Here is an 18,998-nt window from a genome sequence, read left to right as displayed (position 1 = left end):
ATCTATATGGATCAAAATTATAAATCTGGCTTCGTTTCTTTAATCGGGCGCCCAAATGTGGGAAAATCTACTCTGATGAATCATTTAATCGGGCAGAAGATTGCTATTACTTCCGACAAGCCGCAGACAACAAGGAACAAGATTCAGACCGTATATACGGATGACAGGGGGCAGATTATATTCCATGATACTCCGGGAATCCACAAGGCGAAAAACAAGCTGGGAGAGTATATGGTGAATGTTGCAGAACATACATTAAAGGAAGTGGATGTAGTTCTGTGGCTGGTAGAGCCTTCCACCTTTATCGGTGCAGGAGAGCAGCATATCGCCGAGCAGTTGAACCAGGTAAAGACACCGGTAATCTTAGTAATTAACAAGATTGATACCGTGAAGAACCAGGAAGAGATTCTCACATTTATAAACGCCTATAAAGATATCTGCAAGTTTGCAGAAATCGTTCCGGTATCCGCATTAAAGGATAAGAATACGGATTTAATGCTGGAGCTGATTTATAAGTATCTTCCGGAAGGCCCACAGTATTACGATGAAGACACGGTGACTGATCAGCCCATGCGTCAGATCTGCGCAGAACTGATAAGAGAAAAGGCGCTTAGGCTTTTAAACGATGAGATTCCTCACGGAATTGCAGTAACAGTAGAGAAAATGAAGGAGCGGGACAACGGAATCATGGATATCGAAGCCAATATTATCTGTGAACGGGAATCCCACAAGGGAATCATCATTGGAAAAGGCGGCGCCATGTTAAAAAGAATTGGAAGCGCAGCACGAAGAGAGATCGAATCCCAGCTGGAGACGAAGGTGAATTTACAGCTGTGGGTCAAGGTTCGCAAAGAGTGGCGTGACAGTGAACTGTATATGAAAAATTATGGGTATAGCCAGAAGGATATTTAAAAACGGTGGTAGAAATTGAGGGAAACAGAGAAACTGACGGGAATGGTATTAAAGGTTTCTCCAGTAGGAGAGATGGATAAGCGTCTTGTGATACTGACCAGGGAAAGAGGGAAAATTACCGCATTTGCCAGAGGTGCAAGGAGGCCGGGCAATCCGTTTATGGCGGTGAGCAGGCCCTTTGCCTTTGGCCAGTTTTCCCTTTACGCCGGCAGGGATTCCTACACACTTCAGTCTGCGGAAATTTCCAATTATTTTGATGAACTGTCAGCTGATATGGAATGTACCTGCTATGGCTCTTACTTTCTGGAATTTACCGATTACTATTCCAGGGAAAACATAGATGGGACCGGACTGTTAAAGCTTTTATACCAGTCGGTACGGGCTCTTTTAAAGCCTGCTTTGGATAACCAGCTGGTTCTGCGGATTTTCGAGCTGAAGGCCATGGTATTAAGCGGGGAATATACAGAGAAACCACCGCGTCAGGTCAGTGATTCGGCGAACTATGCATGGGAGTATGTCATCGGTTCCCCAATCGAGCATTTATATACCTTTACCCTGACGGAATCGGTGCTCATCGAGTTCTCCCGCTGTGTGGAAATCAATAAAAAGCGGTACGTTGACCGTGAGTTTCATTCTCTGGATATTTTGCAGACGATGATGGGGAGTTAAGTATTGAAATGAAAGGCAGCATTTGGTATAATGCTCTCATATGTGCCAATGCAGGAGGAAATTGGATGAAGAAAAGGAAAGCGGTTCTTGCTGTTTTGCTGACTGCGGGCATGCTGACAGGCTGTCTTGGTAATGGCGGCAGCAGCACCTTAAATTCAGAGAGCAGCAGAATCTTTGTAACAGAAGAAGGAACCCTTCAGACTGCAACGGTGGAATCTTATGCGCAGCAGGACTATTATAATGGGGATGAACTGAAGGCATTTCTGGAAGAGGCAGTTTCTCAGTATAACGGAGCCAACGGGCAGAATCAGGTCACCTTAGACTCCTGCACACTGGATAAGGGAACAGCCAAGATGGTGTTTCATTACGCTACTGCTGATGCGTTGATTGGATTTACAACCCAGTATGAAGATAAAGCCAATCTGGTAGAATCCATAGAGGTAAATAAGCTGTCTGAAGTATATAGTCAGAGTCAATCAGAAAAAGTAACCTTTATAAAAGCTTCGGATGGTAAAAAAGCGGATGATAAGGCAGTATCCAAGAAAGGAACGAGCCAGGCGGTTGTTGTGACATCAGCCAATCCCGTTACCATACAGACCCAGGGTAAGATTCTGTTTGTTTCCGACAATGTGGTGATAAAGGACAGTCATACTGTACAGACAACAAAGGGAAAAAGCTACATTATTTTTAAATAAGAGAGGTTAAGATCATGGAAAAGACAATGGAAAAGATAGTGGGACTGGCAAAGTCAAGAGGATTCGTATATCCAGGTTCTGAAATATACGGAGGTCTTGCAAATACCTGGGATTACGGCAATCTGGGAGTGGAATTAAAGAACAATGTTAAGAAAGCCTGGTGGCAGAAGTTCATACAGGAAAGTCCATATAACGTTGGTGTGGACTGTGCTATCCTGATGAATTCCCAGACCTGGATCGCTTCCGGCCATTTAGGCGGTTTTTCCGACCCTCTCATGGACTGCAAGGCATGTAAGGAACGTTTCCGCGCAGACAAACTGATTGAGGATTACATGGGCGAACATGGAATCACAATAGAAGGTTCTGTTGACGCATGGTCTCAGGAAGAGATGAAACAGTACATCGATGAAAAAAATATCTGCTGCCCAAGCTGTGGAAAACATGATTTTACCGATATTCGTCAGTTTAACTTAATGTTCAAGACCTTTCAGGGAGTTACCGAAGATGCGAAGAATACTGTTTATTTAAGACCAGAGACTGCTCAGGGTATTTTTGTAAACTTTAAGAATGTACAGAGAACTTCCCGTAAGAAGATTCCTTTCGGAATCGGACAGATTGGTAAATCCTTCCGTAATGAGATCACTCCTGGAAACTTTACATTCCGTACCAGAGAATTTGAGCAGATGGAGCTGGAGTTCTTCTGTGAACCGGATACAGATTTAGAGTGGTTTGCATATTGGAAAGAATTCTGTGTCAGCTGGTTAAAGAACTTAGGCATGAAAGAGGATGAGATGCGTGTCAGAGATCATGAGCAGGAAGAGCTTTCTTTCTACAGCAAAGCTACCTCTGATATCGAATTTTTATTCCCATTTGGCTGGGGCGAGTTATGGGGTATTGCAGACAGAACTGATTACGACTTAACCCAGCATCAGAACACTTCCGGTCAGGACTTAACCTATTTTGATGATGAGAAGAAAGAGCGTTATATTCCATATGTAATCGAGCCTTCTTTAGGAGCTGACCGTGTAACACTGGCATTCCTTTGCGCAGCTTACGATGAAGAAGAGATTGCCGAAGGTGATGTACGTACCGTGCTTCGTTTCCATCCGGCAATCGCACCGGTTAAGATTGGTGTACTTCCATTATCCAAGAAATTAAATGAAGGTGCAGAAAAAGTATTTGATGAACTGCGTAAATATTATAATTGTGAATTTGACGACAGAGGAAACATTGGTAAACGTTATAGAAGACAGGATGAGATCGGTACTCCATTCTGCATTACCTATGACTTTGATTCAGAAGAAGATCACGCAGTAACCGTTCGTGACCGTGATACCATGGATCAGGTAAGAGTTCCAATTGCAGAGCTTAAAAGCTACTTTGAAGATAAGTTCCATTTCTAATTACAGAATCCGGAGGAGAATCTTTTTAAAGATTTTCTTCCGGATTTTTTGCCTTCACTTTTCCAAATCAGAGTCTCGTTTGGTCCAGTGTACCGTTTCCGGCAGATGGACAATTGGTGCATAGATACAATAGATTTTCAGGGGCCGGTCACCGGTATTGATCAGATTGTGCCAGATATTGGCTGGAATTAAAACCGCACAGCCATTATCAACAGGCTGGGAATAAAACAGGTCATATGGACTATCCCCCATATAAATGATTCCATCTCCATCTACAACGCAAAAATACTGATCCTGACCTGGGTGGCTTTCTGCACCTATATCATACCCCACAGGAATACTCATAAAAGTAAGCTGCATATGTTCTCCTGTCCATCTTGTTGTTCGAAAGGAAGGATTTCTTAATGTATCATGATTGATATTAAGAATGAGAGGTGAAGGCCCGTAGTCGCTGGCATCCCAGGAATAATAGGAGCGTTCATTACAGGTGGAGTTACAAAAAGAATTACAGTCGGACATGGAAACATCACTCTTTTCATTTTAGTAATGTATTATATGGTACAGAGATCGTTCAGTGACACCGGATCAGACAAAGAAAAAAGCCGCAGGCGGTAAATCCAATAGATTTATCCAGTCCTGCGGCATATTTGTTATCTCTGACCTTTGTCGTATGGAATTCCTTCCGCTTTTGGAGCCTGGGAATTTCTTGAGGTAAATACCAATACGATTAATGTAATGATATAAGGAACCATTTTGTAGAAGTAACTTGGAATTCCCAGAGCACTTAAGAATGGAATTCCGGAATAAGAGGAAGCCACCGCTTTCATCAGTCCAAAGAAGAGGGAACACAGCATGATATTGACTGGTTTCCACTGACCAAAGATTAATACCGCCAATGCCAGGAAACCGTATCCTGCCACATCTGCATTAAAGTTGGTGGAAGTAGGAACTACAAATACCAGACCTCCCAGACCGCCCAGAGCACCGGAGATTAATACTCCTGCATACTGCATACGGTAAACGTTAATTCCCGCAGAATCCGCTGCCTGTGGGTGTTCTCCGCATGCCCGAAGCCTTAAACCAAATCGTGTGCGGTAAAGCACAACGGCAGATAATACAAAGATTAAAATTCCCACGTAGGTGGTAATATAGGCGTTCTGGAATAAAAGAGGTCCGATAAATGGGATACTGCCAAGTACAGGAACCGAGGTGATACGGAAAGTATTGTTAAATGGAACCTGTTGAACACCCTGAATAACACGGGCTACGAATACTGCAAAAGCAGGAGCAAACATATTAAGAGCAGTACCGCTGATAACCTGGTTTGATTTCATGTTAATGGATGCATAAGCATGGAACAAAGAGAAGATCATTCCAGTGCCCATGGATATTAATATGGCCATAATCAGCTGAAGCTGGCCGCTCATACTGTTGCCTGTAAAATTTAAAAACAGGATTCCGGTAAATGCTCCCATGGTCATAATACCTTCCAAAGCGATGTTAATAATACCGCTTCGCTCGGAAAACATGGCTCCAAGTGCAACGATCATGAGAGGAATCATGAAATACATGGTCTGCTGAAAAATAAAATAAATGACACTCATGATTTCTTTCCTCCTTTCCCAGTTTCGTCAGTTTTTCCATTTTTCTGTCCAACGAACTTTGCCATAATGATTTTTACCATCAGGGCAAATGCGCTGAAATAGATAATAACTGCAACGATGATATCGATAATTTCTGTGGAGAACTCAAACAGCTGTAAGTAAAAGCCGCCGGCTGTCAGGTATGCAATGAAGATACCAGAGAACAGAACGCCGATGGGGTTGTTTAAACCAAGGAGTGCAACAGAAATACCTGTAAATCCTTCGGAAGGAAGTACGTCTTTAATCTCAATATGCTTTCCGGTTCCTGCAAGGAATAAAAGACCTCCTGCAAGTCCTGCAATAGCACCGGCGATTACCATGGAAAGAATGATGCTTTTCTTTTCATTGATTCCTGCATATTTGCTGGCATCACGGTTAAAGCCCACTGCTTTTAATTCATATCCGAATGTAGTCTTATTTAAAATAACCCATATAAGGATTACCACCAGAATCGCGATGATAATTCCCCCGTTAACACTGGAACCCGGGAAAATCTTATCCAGACCCATCTTGGGGATATTAGCTGTATTGGCCACATTCTTGGATTCGTTTCTTAAATTGTTAAACAGCGGCTTATAGCTTTTCGTAATCCAGTTTACCAGATACATACCAATATAGTTCATCATAATAGAGGCGATAACCTCATTTACGTTGTAGTACGCTTTTAAAATACCTGGTACCAGCCCCCATAAGGCGCCAAGGATTACACTTGCTGCCAGAGCTACAATCCAGTGAGCCGGGCCGAGAGAGGTCCAGAGAATTCCAACATAAACCGCACCGAAGCCTCCTATAATAAACTGGCCGGGAGTACCGATGTTAAAAAGTCCGGTTTTAAATGCAAATCCAACGGAAAGACCGGTAAGAATAATGGGTGTGGCATAATAAAATACCTGACCCACACCTTTGGCTTCGTGGGTGAAGGCTCCGCTTAAAATCGTAGCAAATCCGGGAAGTGCCTGCTCTGGATTACACAGAAACAAGATAATCAGCCCTACAATGAGTCCCAGAATAATAGCGAATATGGAAGAGAGGATGCCTGTATGATCTTTTATCTGTTTCGGTTTCATAGTGTGCCACCTTCTTTCTTAGCGCCTGCCATATAAAGACCTAATTCCTGAACGGTAATGTTCTCAGGATCTAAGTCGGCAACGATTCCGCCTTCAAACATGACTAAAATCCGGTCGCTTAAATTCATAACTTCATCTAATTCCAGAGATACCAGTAAAATAGCGGCACCTGCGTCACGCTGCTTTACCAGCTGGTTGTGAATGTATTCAATGGCACCAACATCCAGACCTCTGGTAGGCTGAACTGCAAGGAGAATATCCGGACCTTTGGAAATTTCTCTTGCTACAATCGCTTTCTGCTGATTGCCGCCGGACATGCTGCGGGTCGTGGTAAATGCCCCTTCGCTGCTTCGAATATCATAATTTTCAATCAGTTTTTGTGCATAGTCATAGATCTGGTCATTCTTTAAAAATGTGCCGCTCTGAAATTCTTTGTCAAAATACTGCTGGAGAACCAGGTTGTATGCCAGATTGTATTCCAGTACCAGTCCATGTTTATGACGGTCTTCGGGGATGTGGGAGAGACCATGGGTATTTTTGTAGCGGATACTTTTTTTCGTCATATCCTCCCCGTTAATGGTGACAGTACCGGAGCTGGGATCCGAAATACCGGTGATTGCATGAACCAGCTCTGTCTGTCCATTGCCGTCAATACCGGCGATACAGACAATCTCACCTCTCCTTACCTGAAATGACACATCATGAACCAGCTTTTTGGTTTGTCCTTCCCGTTTGGCTTCTACAGATAAATCTTTTACTTCCAGAACTACTTCACCAGGCTCGGACGCTTTTTTACTAATGGTTAAGTTTACCTTACGGCCAACCATCATCTCTGACATCTCTTCCCGCGTAGTATCAGCAACATCTACGGTTCCAATATATTTACCGCGGCGCAGGACGGAACAGCGGTCTGCTACCGCCTTGATTTCATTGAGCTTGTGTGTGATGAACAGTATGGACTTCCCTTCCTTTACCAGATCCCGCATGATCTGCATCAGTTCATCAATTTCCTGAGGAGTCAGGACTGCGGTAGGTTCATCAAATATCATGATTTCATTATCACGATACAGCATTTTTAAAATTTCAACCCTTTGCTGCATTCCTACGGTAATATCGGATATCAGCGCATCAGGGTCTACAAACAATTTATATTTTTCACTTAATTCCATTACTTTTTTGCGGGCATCATCCATCTTCAAAAAGCCCCGTCTTGTCGTCTCCATGCCCAGTACGATATTCTGCAGGACTGTGAAATTCTCTACCAGCTTAAAATGCTGGTGCACCATGCCGATACCAAGTGCATTGGCATCCAGCGGACCAGTGATTTTTTCTTCATTACCACGAACCCGGATTGAGCCTTTTTCCGGCTGATATAATCCGAATAATACACTCATAAGAGTTGATTTGCCTGCTCCATTTTCTCCGAGGAGGGCGTGTATCTCGCCTTTTTTTAACTGTAGTGTAATGTCATCATTGGCGATAATACCGGGAAATTCTTTTGTGATATGAAGCATCTCAATAATGTAGTCCATAAAATCCCCCTTACTACGGTACCTATCTATGGGGCCCGGTACCCGGTTAATAAAGTTATAAAGCAAAAAGAAGATGCCGTAAGAGACCAGATCTTTACTGACTGGTGAATCAAACGGCATCTCCTTTCCTTTTTTATGTCAGAATTCTGACATCGTGGTATGCCCGGAGGGCACTATCCCCGCGGATTATTCTACAAAGTTAATCTTTGTTTTTTCAAGCTTTAAGTCTTTGTTCGGATCGTTGTTATCCTGAGAAGGCTGTACCAGGGTTACTTTGCCATCCTTTAATTCAGTGAAGATTTTTTCGTAATCTTCTTTTGTGAATTTGGTGAACTTGGATGTTTCCATCGGAAGGCCGATACCGTTATTCTTAGCGGAGAAGATGCTTGTCTCGCCGCCTGGGAACTTGTTGTCATAGAAAGCTTTTACGCCGTCGTATACAGATACGGAAAGCTGTTTCATGGCAGAAGTGATGACTGTCTCAGATTCATAGCTCTGGTCAACGTCAACACCGATTACCTTTTTGCCTTTTTCCTGAGCAGCAGCCATAACAGAGTTACCAACAGCACCGCCGCAGCCAAAGATTACGTCAGTTCCGTTCTGATACCAGGATGCAGCCATAGACTGAGCCTCTGGAGTTGCAGCGAAAGCACCTGTATAGTTGTACATGATTTCAACGCCGTCGATGCCCATTTCCTTAGCTGCATAATCAGCACCTTCAGCAAATCCGTAACCATAACGGATAACTGCAGGAACAGCCATACCACCTAAGAAACCAAGCTTTGTGTAATCTTCTTTTACTGCTGCATAGCCTGCTAAGAATCCAGGCTCATCTTCCTGGAACAGGATTGGCATAACATTGGATTCTGTCTTATATTCTGAGTAGTCTGCGTTATGAGGAACTCCGTCAAGAAGAATGAAGTGAACGTCTTTGTACTGCTCCTGAGCAAGGAATACAGGCTCTTCAAATAAGAAGCCAGGACATACTACTAATTTTGCACCGCCTTCAATAGCAAGTCCAATTGTTTCTAAATAAGAATCAGTAGTACCTTCCTGTGGCTGATAGTACTTATAGGAGATCTTGTTCTCTTCTGCGTACTTCTTCATACCTTCCCATGCACCCTGGTTAAAGGATTTGTCATCAATGGTACCAAGGTCTGTAACCAGCGCCAGTTCATATCCGGTTGAAGAATCAGACTTAACGGATGTAGCACCTGTCGTTTCAGCTGGTTTTTCTGCAGCAGTTGTGGCTTCTGCAGATGGAGCAGCAGTTGTTGCAGTTCCTTTGCCAGCGGAACCACATGCGCTGAGTGTTGCGGCCATCATAACTGCCATGGCTAATGCGAGAGCTCTTTTTTTCATAATACGATCTTTCCTCCTGTTATTAATATATTTTCAGAGATAACTCTAATGTATCATATTTCAGCGTCGGAAACAATCTTAATTCATGATATTTTGCATAAAAACTAAGATAAAAAATTCTGTCATTTTAATATATATGCCCCAACTTTTAAATGTTAAATCACACTTTCGTTCTTTTCCTTGTTATTTAATTAAATTATGGTAAACTATTTTAAGACTTTCAAAAGGAGACTTAATTATGAAAAAAGTAAATTTACTGGAAGATCCTGTTAAAAAATTATTTGCAGGTTATCTTCTTCCATCAATTAGTGCAACAATGGTTACCTCCATTTATATATTAGCAGACACTCTAATGATCGGAAGAGGAGTTGGAGCAATTGGAATTGCGGCTTTAAATATACTGCTGCCGTTATTCAGCCTTTTTTTTGCAACCGGTATGCTGTTTGGAGCAGGGGGCGGTATACTTCTTTCCGTATGTAAGGGAAAAAAAGATGAATCAGGAGCAAATCAGTATTATACTGTGGCATTTATCATGGCTGCGGGAATGAGCTTGATTTATGTATTTTTGGGACATGCATTTTTCCTTCCTGTTACGGGGTTCCTGGGAAGAAATGAAAACATGACACCTTATGTGGAAGAATATGGAAGAATCCTGATATCAGGGGCTCCCGCCTTTTTATTTGCTTCTTTTTATCAGGTATTTGTACGAAATGATAAAGCTCCCCGCCTGGCTATGACTGCGGTGGTTTGCGGAGGAGTTTTAAATATTATTCTGGATTATATATTGATGTTTCCCTTAAAAATGGGAATGGCAGGGGCTGCTGCGGCAACTGTCATCGGAACCTGTGTAACACTCTTAATATTGCTGACCCATCTGGTTTCAAAAGGGAATACTTTAAAATTTGTTTCTGGCTTTCATCTCAGTCAGGCTGTGGCTGTAGTGAAGAATGGGTTCTCCAGCTTTTTGCTGGATATGTGCAATGGCATCGTAACCTTCTTATTTAACCGCCAGATTCTTTCTATTGCAGGGGAACTTGGTGTGGTGGTATACGGTATTATCTCCAACAGTGCTTATATCGCATCATCTGTTAATAACGGTATTTCACAGGCAGTCCAGCCCATACTGGCGACTAATTACGGTGCAGGAAAAAAAGACCGTTTAAAGGAAGTAAGACATCTGGCAGAGCGTACCGCCTGTTTTTCCGGTGTGTTGTTTGCTGTAACAGGACTTTTGTTTCCGGCTCTTGTGACAGAAGCATTTGTCAGACCTGAAAGGGAAATTCTGGCTATGTCAGTTCCAGCCATTCGGATCTATTTTCTGTCTTTTGCAGCAATGGGACTGAATGTGCTTTATACCACCTGGTTTCAATCCGTGATGGAACCGGGAAATGCATTAAAGATCTGTCTGCTTCGGGGAATTATTTTAAACAGTATTCTGGTCTTTATTCTTCCGATTTTTATGGGAGTTACCGGAATCTGGACGGTCATGCCTGTGACGGAGATACTGACCCTTGCTGCATGTCGAATTATGTTAAAGAAACAGAGCTTTTGTCGAACATGATTTCGTATATACGAACGCAAATCGCATATCGGAAAAAGACAGACTTTGTAAGTGCTTTCAATACAATTGTATTTAAAAAAGAGATAATTACTTTAAATAATCTATGAAAACCTCTTTACTACCCCTTTAATTGTGCTATAATACTTTCAGGGCTTTTCCGCAATGGAAAGCGCGGGGGAGCAGCATAATTTACACATTTGAGGAGGATTTTACTTATGGCAAGAAAATGGGTTTATTTGTTCACTGAGGGTAGTGCAGATATGAAAAACCTGTTAGGTGGTAAAGGGGCGAATCTGGCAGAGATGACTAATTTAGGGCTGCCGGTTCCTCAGGGATTTACGATTACGACTGAGGCATGTACTCAGTATTATGAAGATGGGGAAACGATTAATGACGAGATCATGGGGCAGATCATGGATCATATCGAAAAGATGGAAAAAATCACCGGCAAGAAATTTGGTGATAATGAAAATCCTCTTCTGGTTTCTGTTCGTTCCGGAGCGAGAGCTTCCATGCCTGGTATGATGGATACGATTTTAAATCTGGGACTGAATGAGAACGTAGTGGAAGTACTTGCTGAAAAATCAGGTAATCCACGCTGGGCATATGACTGCTACAGAAGATTTATCCAGATGTACTCCGATGTAGTTATGGAAGTAGGCAAAAAATACTTCGAAGAACTGATTGATGAAATGAAAGAAAAAAAGGGTGTTACAGAGGATGTGGATCTGAATGCCGACGATTTGAAAGAGCTTGCAAGACAGTTCAAAGCAGAATATAAGGAAAAGATTGGTTCTGATTTCCCAACTGATCCCAAGGAGCAGTTAATGGGGGCAATCAAAGCTGTATTCCGTTCCTGGGACAACCCAAGAGCTAATGTTTACCGCCGTGACAACGATATACCTTATTCATGGGGAACCGCTGTCAACGTTCAGATGATGGCATTTGGAAACATGGGTGAGACTTCCGGTACAGGTGTTGCATTTACCCGTGATCCTGCAACTGGTGAAAAGCATTTAATGGGTGAATTCTTAATGAATGCCCAGGGCGAAGATGTAGTTGCCGGTGTTCGTACTCCCCAGAAGATTGAACAGTTAAAAGAGGTTATGCCTGAAGTTTATCATAAATTTGTAGGAATCTGCAGTATCCTGGAAGATCACTACAAAGATATGCAGGATATGGAGTTTACCATTGAGGACAAGAAGCTTTATATGCTTCAGACCCGTAACGGTAAGAGAACAGCAAAAGCTGCTTTAAAGATTGCCTGTGACTTAGTAGACGAGTTTATGATTACAGAAGAAAAAGCAGTTAAGATGATTGATCCAAGAAACTTAGATACTCTGCTTCATCCTCAGTTTGATGCAGAAGTATTAAAGAAGACAGAACCGGTTGGAAAGGCACTTGCTGCTTCTCCTGGAGCTGCCTGTGGTAAGATCGTTTTCACCGCTGATGATGCAAAGACATGGAAAGAAAGAGGAGAAAAGGTGGTTTTAGTACGTCTTGAAACCTCTCCTGAAGATATTGAAGGAATGAAGGCAGCTCAGGGTATTCTGACTGTAAGAGGAGGAATGACTTCTCACGCAGCTGTAGTTGCAAGAGGAATGGGAACCTGCTGTGTATCCGGCTGTTCTGAAATTGCCATGAATGAAGCAGCAAAGAAGTTTGTTCTTGCAGGTAAGGAATACCATGAAGGAGACTGGATCTCTCTTGATGGATCAACCGGTAAAATCTACGACGGAATTATTCCCACTGTTGATGCAACCGTTGCCGGTGAGTTTGGAAGAATTATGGCATGGGCTGATAAGTATAGAAAACTGAAAGTCAGAACCAATGCAGATACACCTGCTGATGCAAGAAAAGCAAGAGAACTTGGTGCAGAAGGAATCGGTCTTTGCCGTACCGAGCATATGTTCTTTGAAGGTGACAGAATTGATGCATTCCGTGAGATGATCTGTTCTGATACTGTTGAGGAGAGAGAAGCAGCTCTGGAGAAGATTCTTCCAGTACAGCAGGGCGATTTCGAAGCTCTTTATGAGGCACTGGAAGGAAATCCAGTTACCATTCGTTTCTTAGATCCGCCTCTTCATGAGTTTGTTCCGACAGAGGAAGATGATATCAAGAAGCTGGCTGATACACAGGGCAAGACTGTGGAGCAGATCAAGACAATTATTGATTCCCTTCACGAGTTCAACCCAATGATGGGACACAGAGGCTGCCGTCTTGCCGTCACCTATCCGGAGATCGCAAGAATGCAGACAAAAGCAGTAATCCGTGCTGCAATCAACGTTCAGAAAGCACATGCAGACTGGAACGTATGTCCTGAAATCATGATTCCTCTGATCTGTGATGAGAAGGAATTAAGATTTGTAAAGAAGATTGTTGTTGAGACTGCAGATGCAGAAATTGCAGCAGCAGGCAGCAGCTTAACCTATCAGGTAGGAACCATGATTGAGATCCCGAGAGCAGCACTGACAGCCGATGATATCGCAAAAGACGCAGAATTCTTCTGCTTCGGTACCAATGACTTAACTCAGATGACCTATGGTTTCTCCCGTGATGATGCAGGAAAGTTCTTAAATGCTTACTATGATACTAAGATCTTTGAAAATGATCCATTTGCAAAACTGGATCAGACTGGTGTAGGCAAGCTGATGGAGACTGCTATCAAGTTAGGCAAGGGAGTTCGTCCTGACATGCATGTTGGTATCTGTGGCGAGCACGGTGGAGATCCATCTTCCGTAGAATTCTGCCATAAGATTGGTCTTGACTATGTATCCTGTTCCCCATTCCGTGTGCCGATCGCAAGACTGGCAGCAGCACAGGCGGCGTTGAATAATAAATAGAGTACACGATAGCAATGAGTCGTGCAAAAATAAGTGTCAAAAAGTCCGGGGGAGAGCTTGCTCTCAACCGGACTTTATGGCACTTATTTTTATAGGGCGAAGCCCGTGACCGAGATGGAGCGTAAGCGGAATTGAGGTTAGCGCGACGGAGTTAGGGACCCAATTTTTTTACCCCCCGTTTTGAACATGACACCCTGTTGTCCTATCTATTATCTTATACTATATCCATAACCAATCAGGAGGAAAATCAAATGAACGAAGAAATCATTGCAAGAGCAGGAGAGATCATTGCCACCAACACCGCAGGTGAAGAAAAAGGATACTGCGCCTTAACACTAATGGACACAGATGACTTTCCAACAACCTCAACCATATCCGTATCAAAAGCTGACGGCATCAACTGGTTGACATTTTGTACCGGTTTTGGAAGTGATAGAACCAAACGAATCGATCGGTGCAGCAAAGCCAGTGTTTGTTTTAATTCAATTGATCATAATATCACATTAGTGGGTACAATAGAAGTAATAACAGACCCTGAAATAAAAAGAGAGATGTGGTATCGTGGACTGGAGAATCATTTCAGTGGATGGGATGATCCAAGTTACTGCGTTTTACGTTTCACCACAAGCCGATACAATCTTCTCATAGATTGGAAAGAAGCCAAAGGGTTCATATAAAACAAATAAAACAATCATTCTATCACCCAAAGGAGATCATCTGATGGAGACACCGCGAATCTTTCACATGCCCTTTTCAAGCATTTATCCGCTTTATATAAAAAAAGCAGAGAAAAAAGGAAGAACCAGAAAAGAAGTAGATGAAATTATATTCTGGCTTACAGGCTATAACACAAATTCATTACAACAGCAAATAGAAAAGGAAGTAAGTGTGGAAGTCTTTTTTCGCCAAGCTCCTCAGATGAATCCCAATGCGTCACTAATCAAAGGAGTGATCTGCGGATACCGTGTGGAAGAGATTGAAGATGAATTGATGAGGCAGATCCGATATCTGGACAAATTAATAGATGAGCTTGCCAAAGGAAGAGCAATAGAAAAAATACTAAGAAAATAGGGAAAAAGAGAAATGAATGCGTATGAAGAAGGACTGGGAGTTTTAGAAACATTATTTGCAAGAGACTATCAATTTGCACTGGCCACATCAAACAATAACATTCCGGCCGTAAGGTTTATTGATACCTTTTATGATAATGGAGCATTTTACATTGTAACTTCCCGAAAGTCTAATAAAGTAAAAGAGATTAAACATAATCCGGTAGTCTCATTAAGTAAAGATCTGTATCGTTTTACCGGAATTGCCCGAAATATTGGGCATCCATTATTAAAGGGAAATCTCAAAATCAGAGAAAAGCTGATTAAAGTATTTGAGCCATGGTATTTTGCCCATAACAATGAAAATGATGAAAATATGTGTTACATCAAAGTGAATTTAAGCCAGGGGTTATTTTACAAAGACGGAACTGGGTACAAAGTTAACTTCGAAAATAAAACTGCAGAAAAGTTTCCCTTTCTATTTGATATTGTAAAAATAGACTGATAAAGATCCGAATTAGTATATGTAATCAGGATATTCTTTTTCTTACATATTAGTTCTCTTTTCACATTCCCAAACAACACGAAGTATCACTCAACAATATTCTGCGCACAGCTTTTTAATCAGCTATGTGCAGTTTTTTTTGCCCGCACTTGCATTATAGATATTATAAACTTCCCCTCCCTCCCCTCATTTCATAATGGACCTCATTGAAAATTACATGTAAAGTCGTAAAAATTACATGCAGTCAAAACAGAGTATATTTTTTGATATAATACAGACATGAACTTGGTAGTAATGTGATTCATTTCACGTTTACTATATATAATCAAATTCAGATTATATAACTACATAGAAAGGGGGACGAGTACATGAATAAAGATTTTGATTTAGATCTTAAAATGGACAAGGGTTCAGTAGATGTAGGAGAATCAAAAGTTGCTAGTGTTGCTTATTGCACACCTGGTTGTTTAACAGGATCTACCTGTGGAACAAGTGAATGTGGATTGACAAGAAACTGCACAAACACATGGTTATGCTACTAATTTCCATGTAAATCAAAACCCGATGCAAACGTACATGCATTTAGAAGATTCACAAAATGCATGTACGTTTACATTTTGTGGAAGTAATTTACTGGTACAAATGAAGTTTCTATTTTGGTTAGGCATACAAGAGTTAAGTAAGGGGGATACGGTTAAATATGAAAGATTTATACAAAGATATAGGTTCCTTTATGATAAGAACACCGGGTCTGCCAATCAATTTATTGACAGATAATATAGAAAATGAAACTAACATAGATCACACTATGTTTTTATTTGATTCTCCTCAATACAAAGATCAGTTTAATGAAGCTATATTTGTGGCCAGCCAAGATTTATATGAATCCATGCAGCACTATATAGAGGATGGCACAGCAAGGGATACAAATTATTTATTAAATTCAATCTATAAATATTTTAGCAGAAGCTGTTCCAGGTGTACTCCGTTTGGATTATTCTCCACAGTTGCTTTTGGCAATATTACATCTGAAAGAACGTCATTTGAATTAAGCAGTGCAGAATTAAAAAGAAAACCCCTGATTGATTCAGAGTGGTTATACCAGGTGGTTTTTATGTATGAATCCAAGTACTTAAAAACCCTCCGATACACAATTAATGAAAGTGTTGCTATTCAGAGAAACAAAGCAATCTTGTTTAACTGCACAAAAGACAGCGATGGGGGAAAAGTAAATAAAAAATCTGTAAAGTACTCCAATGCATTTGAAGTAGTTTTAAGAATATCAGGTGATTACGTAGGTTATTCTGATATTATAGAGAACCTTAAAAAAGAATATCCGAATGTGGAAGAAAACACATTTCATACATATATCCAATCACTCATAAAAGAAGGTTATTTAATATCCGATCTTCGTCCACCATTAACAATCGTCGACCAATTTGAATACTTTATCTGTAGACTTCAGGAATACGGTATAAATACAGATTCCTTAGTTGACATAAAAAATGAAATACAGGAATATTCCAATGGTTATATAAATAATACCATCGAAAGCCTGACACATATTTTCAAAAACATGAAGAGAATCTACAACTCCAAAAACTACCTGACCATAGATTCTTCAATTTCTTACAGCCAATGCAATTTAAATCAAAATGAAATTAAAAAAATAAATAAGCTTCTCAATTTATTTATACAATTTAATATCAAAGAGCCTTTCAATAGTTTGAATGATTACAAGAACAAATTTTTAGAAAAATATGGCTTTTCCAGGTGCGTTCCTTTAACTGAACTCATTGATCCTGATATAGGAATCGGTTTTCCAGCCCATTATGATGGAAAAACCGGCATGAATAATTTAGGAGAATATATCAACCCCTGGATACGATTCTTTGAAAGAAAATATGTTGATTCCATAAGACTTGGTGAGGAAATTGAGATCACTGACGCAGATATGGGAATGTTTTTAACAGAAGATATTGATATGGATCAGTTGCCAAAATCCATGGAAATCTACTTTAATTATGTAAAGGAAAAAGGAAGAGATGTCTACTATTTAAGTAATATTTTTGGGTCCACTTATGCAGGGAAATCATTTGGAAGATTTTCTCACCTGATGAAGAATCCGGAACAATTCTTTGAAGAAATAAATAAAAATTATGGTGATGAATGCCAGGTCTGTGAATTTACCTACTTACCCGATAGTTTATATTCCGCAAACGTAATCCGAAATATGCATGGTTCCACTTATGAAACAAGTTTCGGGACTACAAATTCCAAAGATCATGCATTTAAACTTAAGTTAAGTGAGATTTTAGTAGAATTTAAAAACAACAAACTATATTTAAAGTCTGCGGTTAACAATAAAAGAATCATCCCAACCTCTACCAATATGTTTAATCCGCAGTTAAAACCCAGAATATTAAGATTAATTGACGAAATATCTTCTGATGGAATCAGGTTTTATAATAAACCGTGGCAATACTTACTGGAGAAATTTGCCTATCTTCCAACAATACGATATAAAAACTTCGTATTGGAACAGGAAAAATGGATTATTAAAATAGGAGATCTGGGTTTAACAAAACATTATGATTTTCCTGAGTTTAAAAATAAGTTTACCGAATACATAAATTCAAGAAATATACCCCATTGGGTGGAGGCCGTAGATGCAGACAAAAAACTTCTGTTAAATCTGAAAGATGACAGATGTTTATCTGTGTTGCAGAAATTACTGGAAAAATCAGAAACTGTTGTGGAAAGATATCATATAGAATCAGAACATCCAGTGAAACTGAATGATAGCTCTTATTGCTGTGAATTGGTAATACCATTAATTTTAGGTCAGGATGCGACTCCCCATAAGGCCAATAATTTTGATATAACCAAGAACTATGGTAATGTCAGATATAAAGAGCCCTTAGATGAGTGGCTATATTTCAAAATATACGGTATTGAGGAATACGCAGATTATCTGTTAGGTGAAGCGTTGTATGCTCCATTGCAGAATTTACTTGATAATAAAGAAATAGACAGCTATTTCTTCATTCAGTATAAAGATCCCGATTTACATCTGAGATTTAGATTAAAAGCTGATAAGACCAGATTAATAATGGTATTGCCTAAAATGTTAGATACATTAAGCCAGCTTATGAAAAAATCTCTTATCTCAAACTATAGTATTAATTGTTATGAGCTTGAATTGGAGAGATATGGCGGATATGATTTAATGAACTATGCACATGAGGTGTTTTATAAAGACAGCATAGCAATTCAAACCATAATCTATGAAAAAAATAATCATAATATAAAAGTGACAGATGAACTTTTAGCATCAGTGATTATTTTCTTTCACATGCAGACATTTAATTTAAGTTTTGAGGATATGTTTGTATTTCTTAATTGTGAAAATCCTACCAAGAGCTATCAGAAAGAATTTAAAGAACATAAAGAAACCTACGTTGATTTTGTTATAAAGTATTTGTATCATGAAACGTTAGATCCAGATATTGAATTTATTTTGAAAATATTATCGGTAAAACAAGAATCAATGAAAGAATATTTAAATAGAATTGAAGAAAATTATCCAGATAACAAAACTGTAAAATTAAGCATACTGGATAGTCTGCTGCATATGAACATGAATCGTTTGTTTGGTCCCAATACGGAATTGGAAAAAAAGATGAGAACTTTAGCGCGTCATACATATTACTGTGTTTACAGCAGAAAAAAAATAGGTATATTGGGTGGTAAATAA

Annotated in this window: 16 protein-coding genes; 11 read left to right on the top strand and 5 right to left on the bottom strand. The window is 40.2% G+C overall.

From position 1 onward, the window contains the following. Positions 1-6 precede the first annotated feature (6 nt). The 4 genes from era to ACOAOT_RS16045 all read left to right on the top strand — a co-directional run bounded on the left by era (position 7) and on the right by ACOAOT_RS16045 (position 3,679). Positions 7-912 (top strand): GTPase Era, encoded by a 906-nt coding sequence (era, locus tag ACOAOT_RS16060; RefSeq protein ID WP_420217924.1) that lies wholly within the window; start codon positions 7-9, stop codon positions 910-912. A 15-nt stretch (positions 913-927) separates the two neighbouring features. Further along, positions 928-1,581 carry a DNA repair protein RecO gene (gene recO, locus ACOAOT_RS16055; RefSeq protein ID WP_420217923.1) on the top strand — a complete coding sequence of 218 codons (654 nt, stop codon included), beginning with the start codon at positions 928-930 and terminating at the stop codon, positions 1,579-1,581. 65 nt (positions 1,582-1,646) lie between these two features. After that, positions 1,647-2,276, top strand: coding sequence for a hypothetical protein (locus ACOAOT_RS16050; protein WP_420217922.1), 630 nt, complete (start codon positions 1,647-1,649; stop codon positions 2,274-2,276). A gap of 14 nt (positions 2,277-2,290) precedes the next feature. Next, complete coding sequence (locus tag ACOAOT_RS16045; protein ID WP_420217920.1) at positions 2,291-3,679, top strand: glycine--tRNA ligase; 1,389 nt, start codon at positions 2,291-2,293, stop codon at positions 3,677-3,679. A gap of 54 nt (positions 3,680-3,733) precedes the next feature. Here the strand turns inward: ACOAOT_RS16045 and ACOAOT_RS16040 are convergent, their stop codons facing one another. From ACOAOT_RS16040 to ACOAOT_RS16020, 5 genes are all read right to left on the bottom strand, one after another. Continuing rightward, positions 3,734-4,198 (bottom strand): cupin domain-containing protein, encoded by a 465-nt coding sequence (locus ACOAOT_RS16040; RefSeq protein ID WP_420217919.1) that lies wholly within the window; start codon positions 4,196-4,198, stop codon positions 3,734-3,736. A 131-nt stretch (positions 4,199-4,329) separates the two neighbouring features. Next, positions 4,330-5,283, bottom strand: coding sequence for an ABC transporter permease (locus ACOAOT_RS16035; protein ID WP_420217918.1), 954 nt, complete (start codon positions 5,281-5,283; stop codon positions 4,330-4,332). After that, the gene (locus ACOAOT_RS16030) at positions 5,280-6,389 is read right to left on the bottom strand and encodes an ABC transporter permease (RefSeq protein ID WP_420217917.1); all 1,110 of its coding nucleotides are present in this window, start codon (positions 6,387-6,389) and stop codon (positions 5,280-5,282) included. The genes ACOAOT_RS16035 and ACOAOT_RS16030 overlap by 4 nt, the downstream gene beginning before the upstream one ends. After that, a complete protein-coding gene (locus ACOAOT_RS16025) occupies positions 6,386-7,921 on the bottom strand; it encodes an ABC transporter ATP-binding protein (protein WP_349668567.1) in 1,536 nt (511 codons plus the stop codon). Before ACOAOT_RS16025 ends, ACOAOT_RS16030 begins: the two co-directional genes overlap by 4 nt. Positions 7,922-8,107: 186 nt before the next feature. Beyond that, positions 8,108-9,283, bottom strand: a complete 1,176-nt coding sequence (locus ACOAOT_RS16020; RefSeq protein WP_420217916.1) for a BMP family lipoprotein — start codon at positions 9,281-9,283, stop codon at positions 8,108-8,110. Between the two features lie 238 nt (positions 9,284-9,521). Here ACOAOT_RS16020 and ACOAOT_RS16015 point away from each other — a divergent pair, with 238 nt between their 5' ends. The 7 genes from ACOAOT_RS16015 to ACOAOT_RS15985 all read left to right on the top strand — a co-directional run bounded on the left by ACOAOT_RS16015 (position 9,522) and on the right by ACOAOT_RS15985 (position 18,998). After that, complete coding sequence (locus ACOAOT_RS16015) at positions 9,522-10,844, top strand: MATE family efflux transporter (RefSeq protein ID WP_420217915.1); 1,323 nt, start codon at positions 9,522-9,524, stop codon at positions 10,842-10,844. Positions 10,845-11,059: 215 nt separating this feature from the next. Continuing rightward, the gene (gene ppdK, locus ACOAOT_RS16010) at positions 11,060-13,687 is read left to right on the top strand and encodes a pyruvate, phosphate dikinase (RefSeq protein ID WP_420217914.1); all 2,628 of its coding nucleotides are present in this window, start codon (positions 11,060-11,062) and stop codon (positions 13,685-13,687) included. 251 nt (positions 13,688-13,938) lie between these two features. Then, positions 13,939-14,364 carry a pyridoxamine 5'-phosphate oxidase family protein gene (locus ACOAOT_RS16005; protein WP_420217913.1) on the top strand — a complete coding sequence of 142 codons (426 nt, stop codon included), beginning with the start codon at positions 13,939-13,941 and terminating at the stop codon, positions 14,362-14,364. Between the two features lie 43 nt (positions 14,365-14,407). Continuing rightward, on the top strand, positions 14,408-14,758 hold the full coding sequence (locus ACOAOT_RS16000) for a DUF2200 domain-containing protein (protein ID WP_420217912.1): 351 nt from the start codon (positions 14,408-14,410) through the stop codon (positions 14,756-14,758). Between the two features lie 12 nt (positions 14,759-14,770). Next, positions 14,771-15,241, top strand: a complete 471-nt coding sequence (locus ACOAOT_RS15995) for a pyridoxamine 5'-phosphate oxidase family protein (RefSeq protein ID WP_420217911.1) — start codon at positions 14,771-14,773, stop codon at positions 15,239-15,241. Positions 15,242-15,609: 368 nt separating this feature from the next. Further along, entirely contained in the window at positions 15,610-15,783 is a 174-nt protein-coding gene (locus ACOAOT_RS15990) for a gallidermin/nisin family lantibiotic (RefSeq protein WP_420217910.1), read from the top strand. 158 nt (positions 15,784-15,941) lie between these two features. Continuing rightward, the gene (locus ACOAOT_RS15985) at positions 15,942-18,998 is read left to right on the top strand and encodes a lantibiotic dehydratase (protein ID WP_420217909.1); all 3,057 of its coding nucleotides are present in this window, start codon (positions 15,942-15,944) and stop codon (positions 18,996-18,998) included.

Source organism: Lacrimispora struthionigena (assembly GCF_048627165.1).
GTDB lineage: Bacteria > Bacillota > Clostridia > Lachnospirales > Lachnospiraceae > Lacrimispora.
The sequence above is the reverse complement of the archived record's forward strand: the minus strand, read 5'-3'. Positions and strand labels throughout refer to the sequence as shown.

Coding starts and splice junctions, on each gene's coding strand:
- era (WP_420217924.1), top strand. CDS start 7: ATGGATCAAAATTATAAATCTGGCTTCGTTTCTTTAATCGGGCGCCCA.
- ACOAOT_RS16050 (WP_420217922.1), top strand. CDS start 1,647: ATGAAGAAAAGGAAAGCGGTTCTTGCTGTTTTGCTGACTGCGGGCATG.
- ACOAOT_RS16045 (WP_420217920.1), top strand. CDS start 2,291: ATGGAAAAGACAATGGAAAAGATAGTGGGACTGGCAAAGTCAAGAGGA.
- ACOAOT_RS16040 (WP_420217919.1), bottom strand. CDS start 4,198: ATGTCCGACTGTAATTCTTTTTGTAACTCCACCTGTAATGAACGCTCC.
- ACOAOT_RS16035 (WP_420217918.1), bottom strand. CDS start 5,283: ATGAGTGTCATTTATTTTATTTTTCAGCAGACCATGTATTTCATGATT.
- ACOAOT_RS16030 (WP_420217917.1), bottom strand. CDS start 6,389: ATGAAACCGAAACAGATAAAAGATCATACAGGCATCCTCTCTTCCATA.
- ACOAOT_RS16025 (WP_349668567.1), bottom strand. CDS start 7,921: ATGGACTACATTATTGAGATGCTTCATATCACAAAAGAATTTCCCGGT.
- ACOAOT_RS16020 (WP_420217916.1), bottom strand. CDS start 9,283: ATGAAAAAAAGAGCTCTCGCATTAGCCATGGCAGTTATGATGGCCGCA.
- ACOAOT_RS16015 (WP_420217915.1), top strand. CDS start 9,522: ATGAAAAAAGTAAATTTACTGGAAGATCCTGTTAAAAAATTATTTGCA.
- ppdK (WP_420217914.1), top strand. CDS start 11,060: ATGGCAAGAAAATGGGTTTATTTGTTCACTGAGGGTAGTGCAGATATG.
- ACOAOT_RS16005 (WP_420217913.1), top strand. CDS start 13,939: ATGAACGAAGAAATCATTGCAAGAGCAGGAGAGATCATTGCCACCAAC.
- ACOAOT_RS16000 (WP_420217912.1), top strand. CDS start 14,408: ATGGAGACACCGCGAATCTTTCACATGCCCTTTTCAAGCATTTATCCG.
- ACOAOT_RS15995 (WP_420217911.1), top strand. CDS start 14,771: ATGAATGCGTATGAAGAAGGACTGGGAGTTTTAGAAACATTATTTGCA.
- ACOAOT_RS15990 (WP_420217910.1), top strand. CDS start 15,610: ATGAATAAAGATTTTGATTTAGATCTTAAAATGGACAAGGGTTCAGTA.
- ACOAOT_RS15985 (WP_420217909.1), top strand. CDS start 15,942: ATGAAAGATTTATACAAAGATATAGGTTCCTTTATGATAAGAACACCG.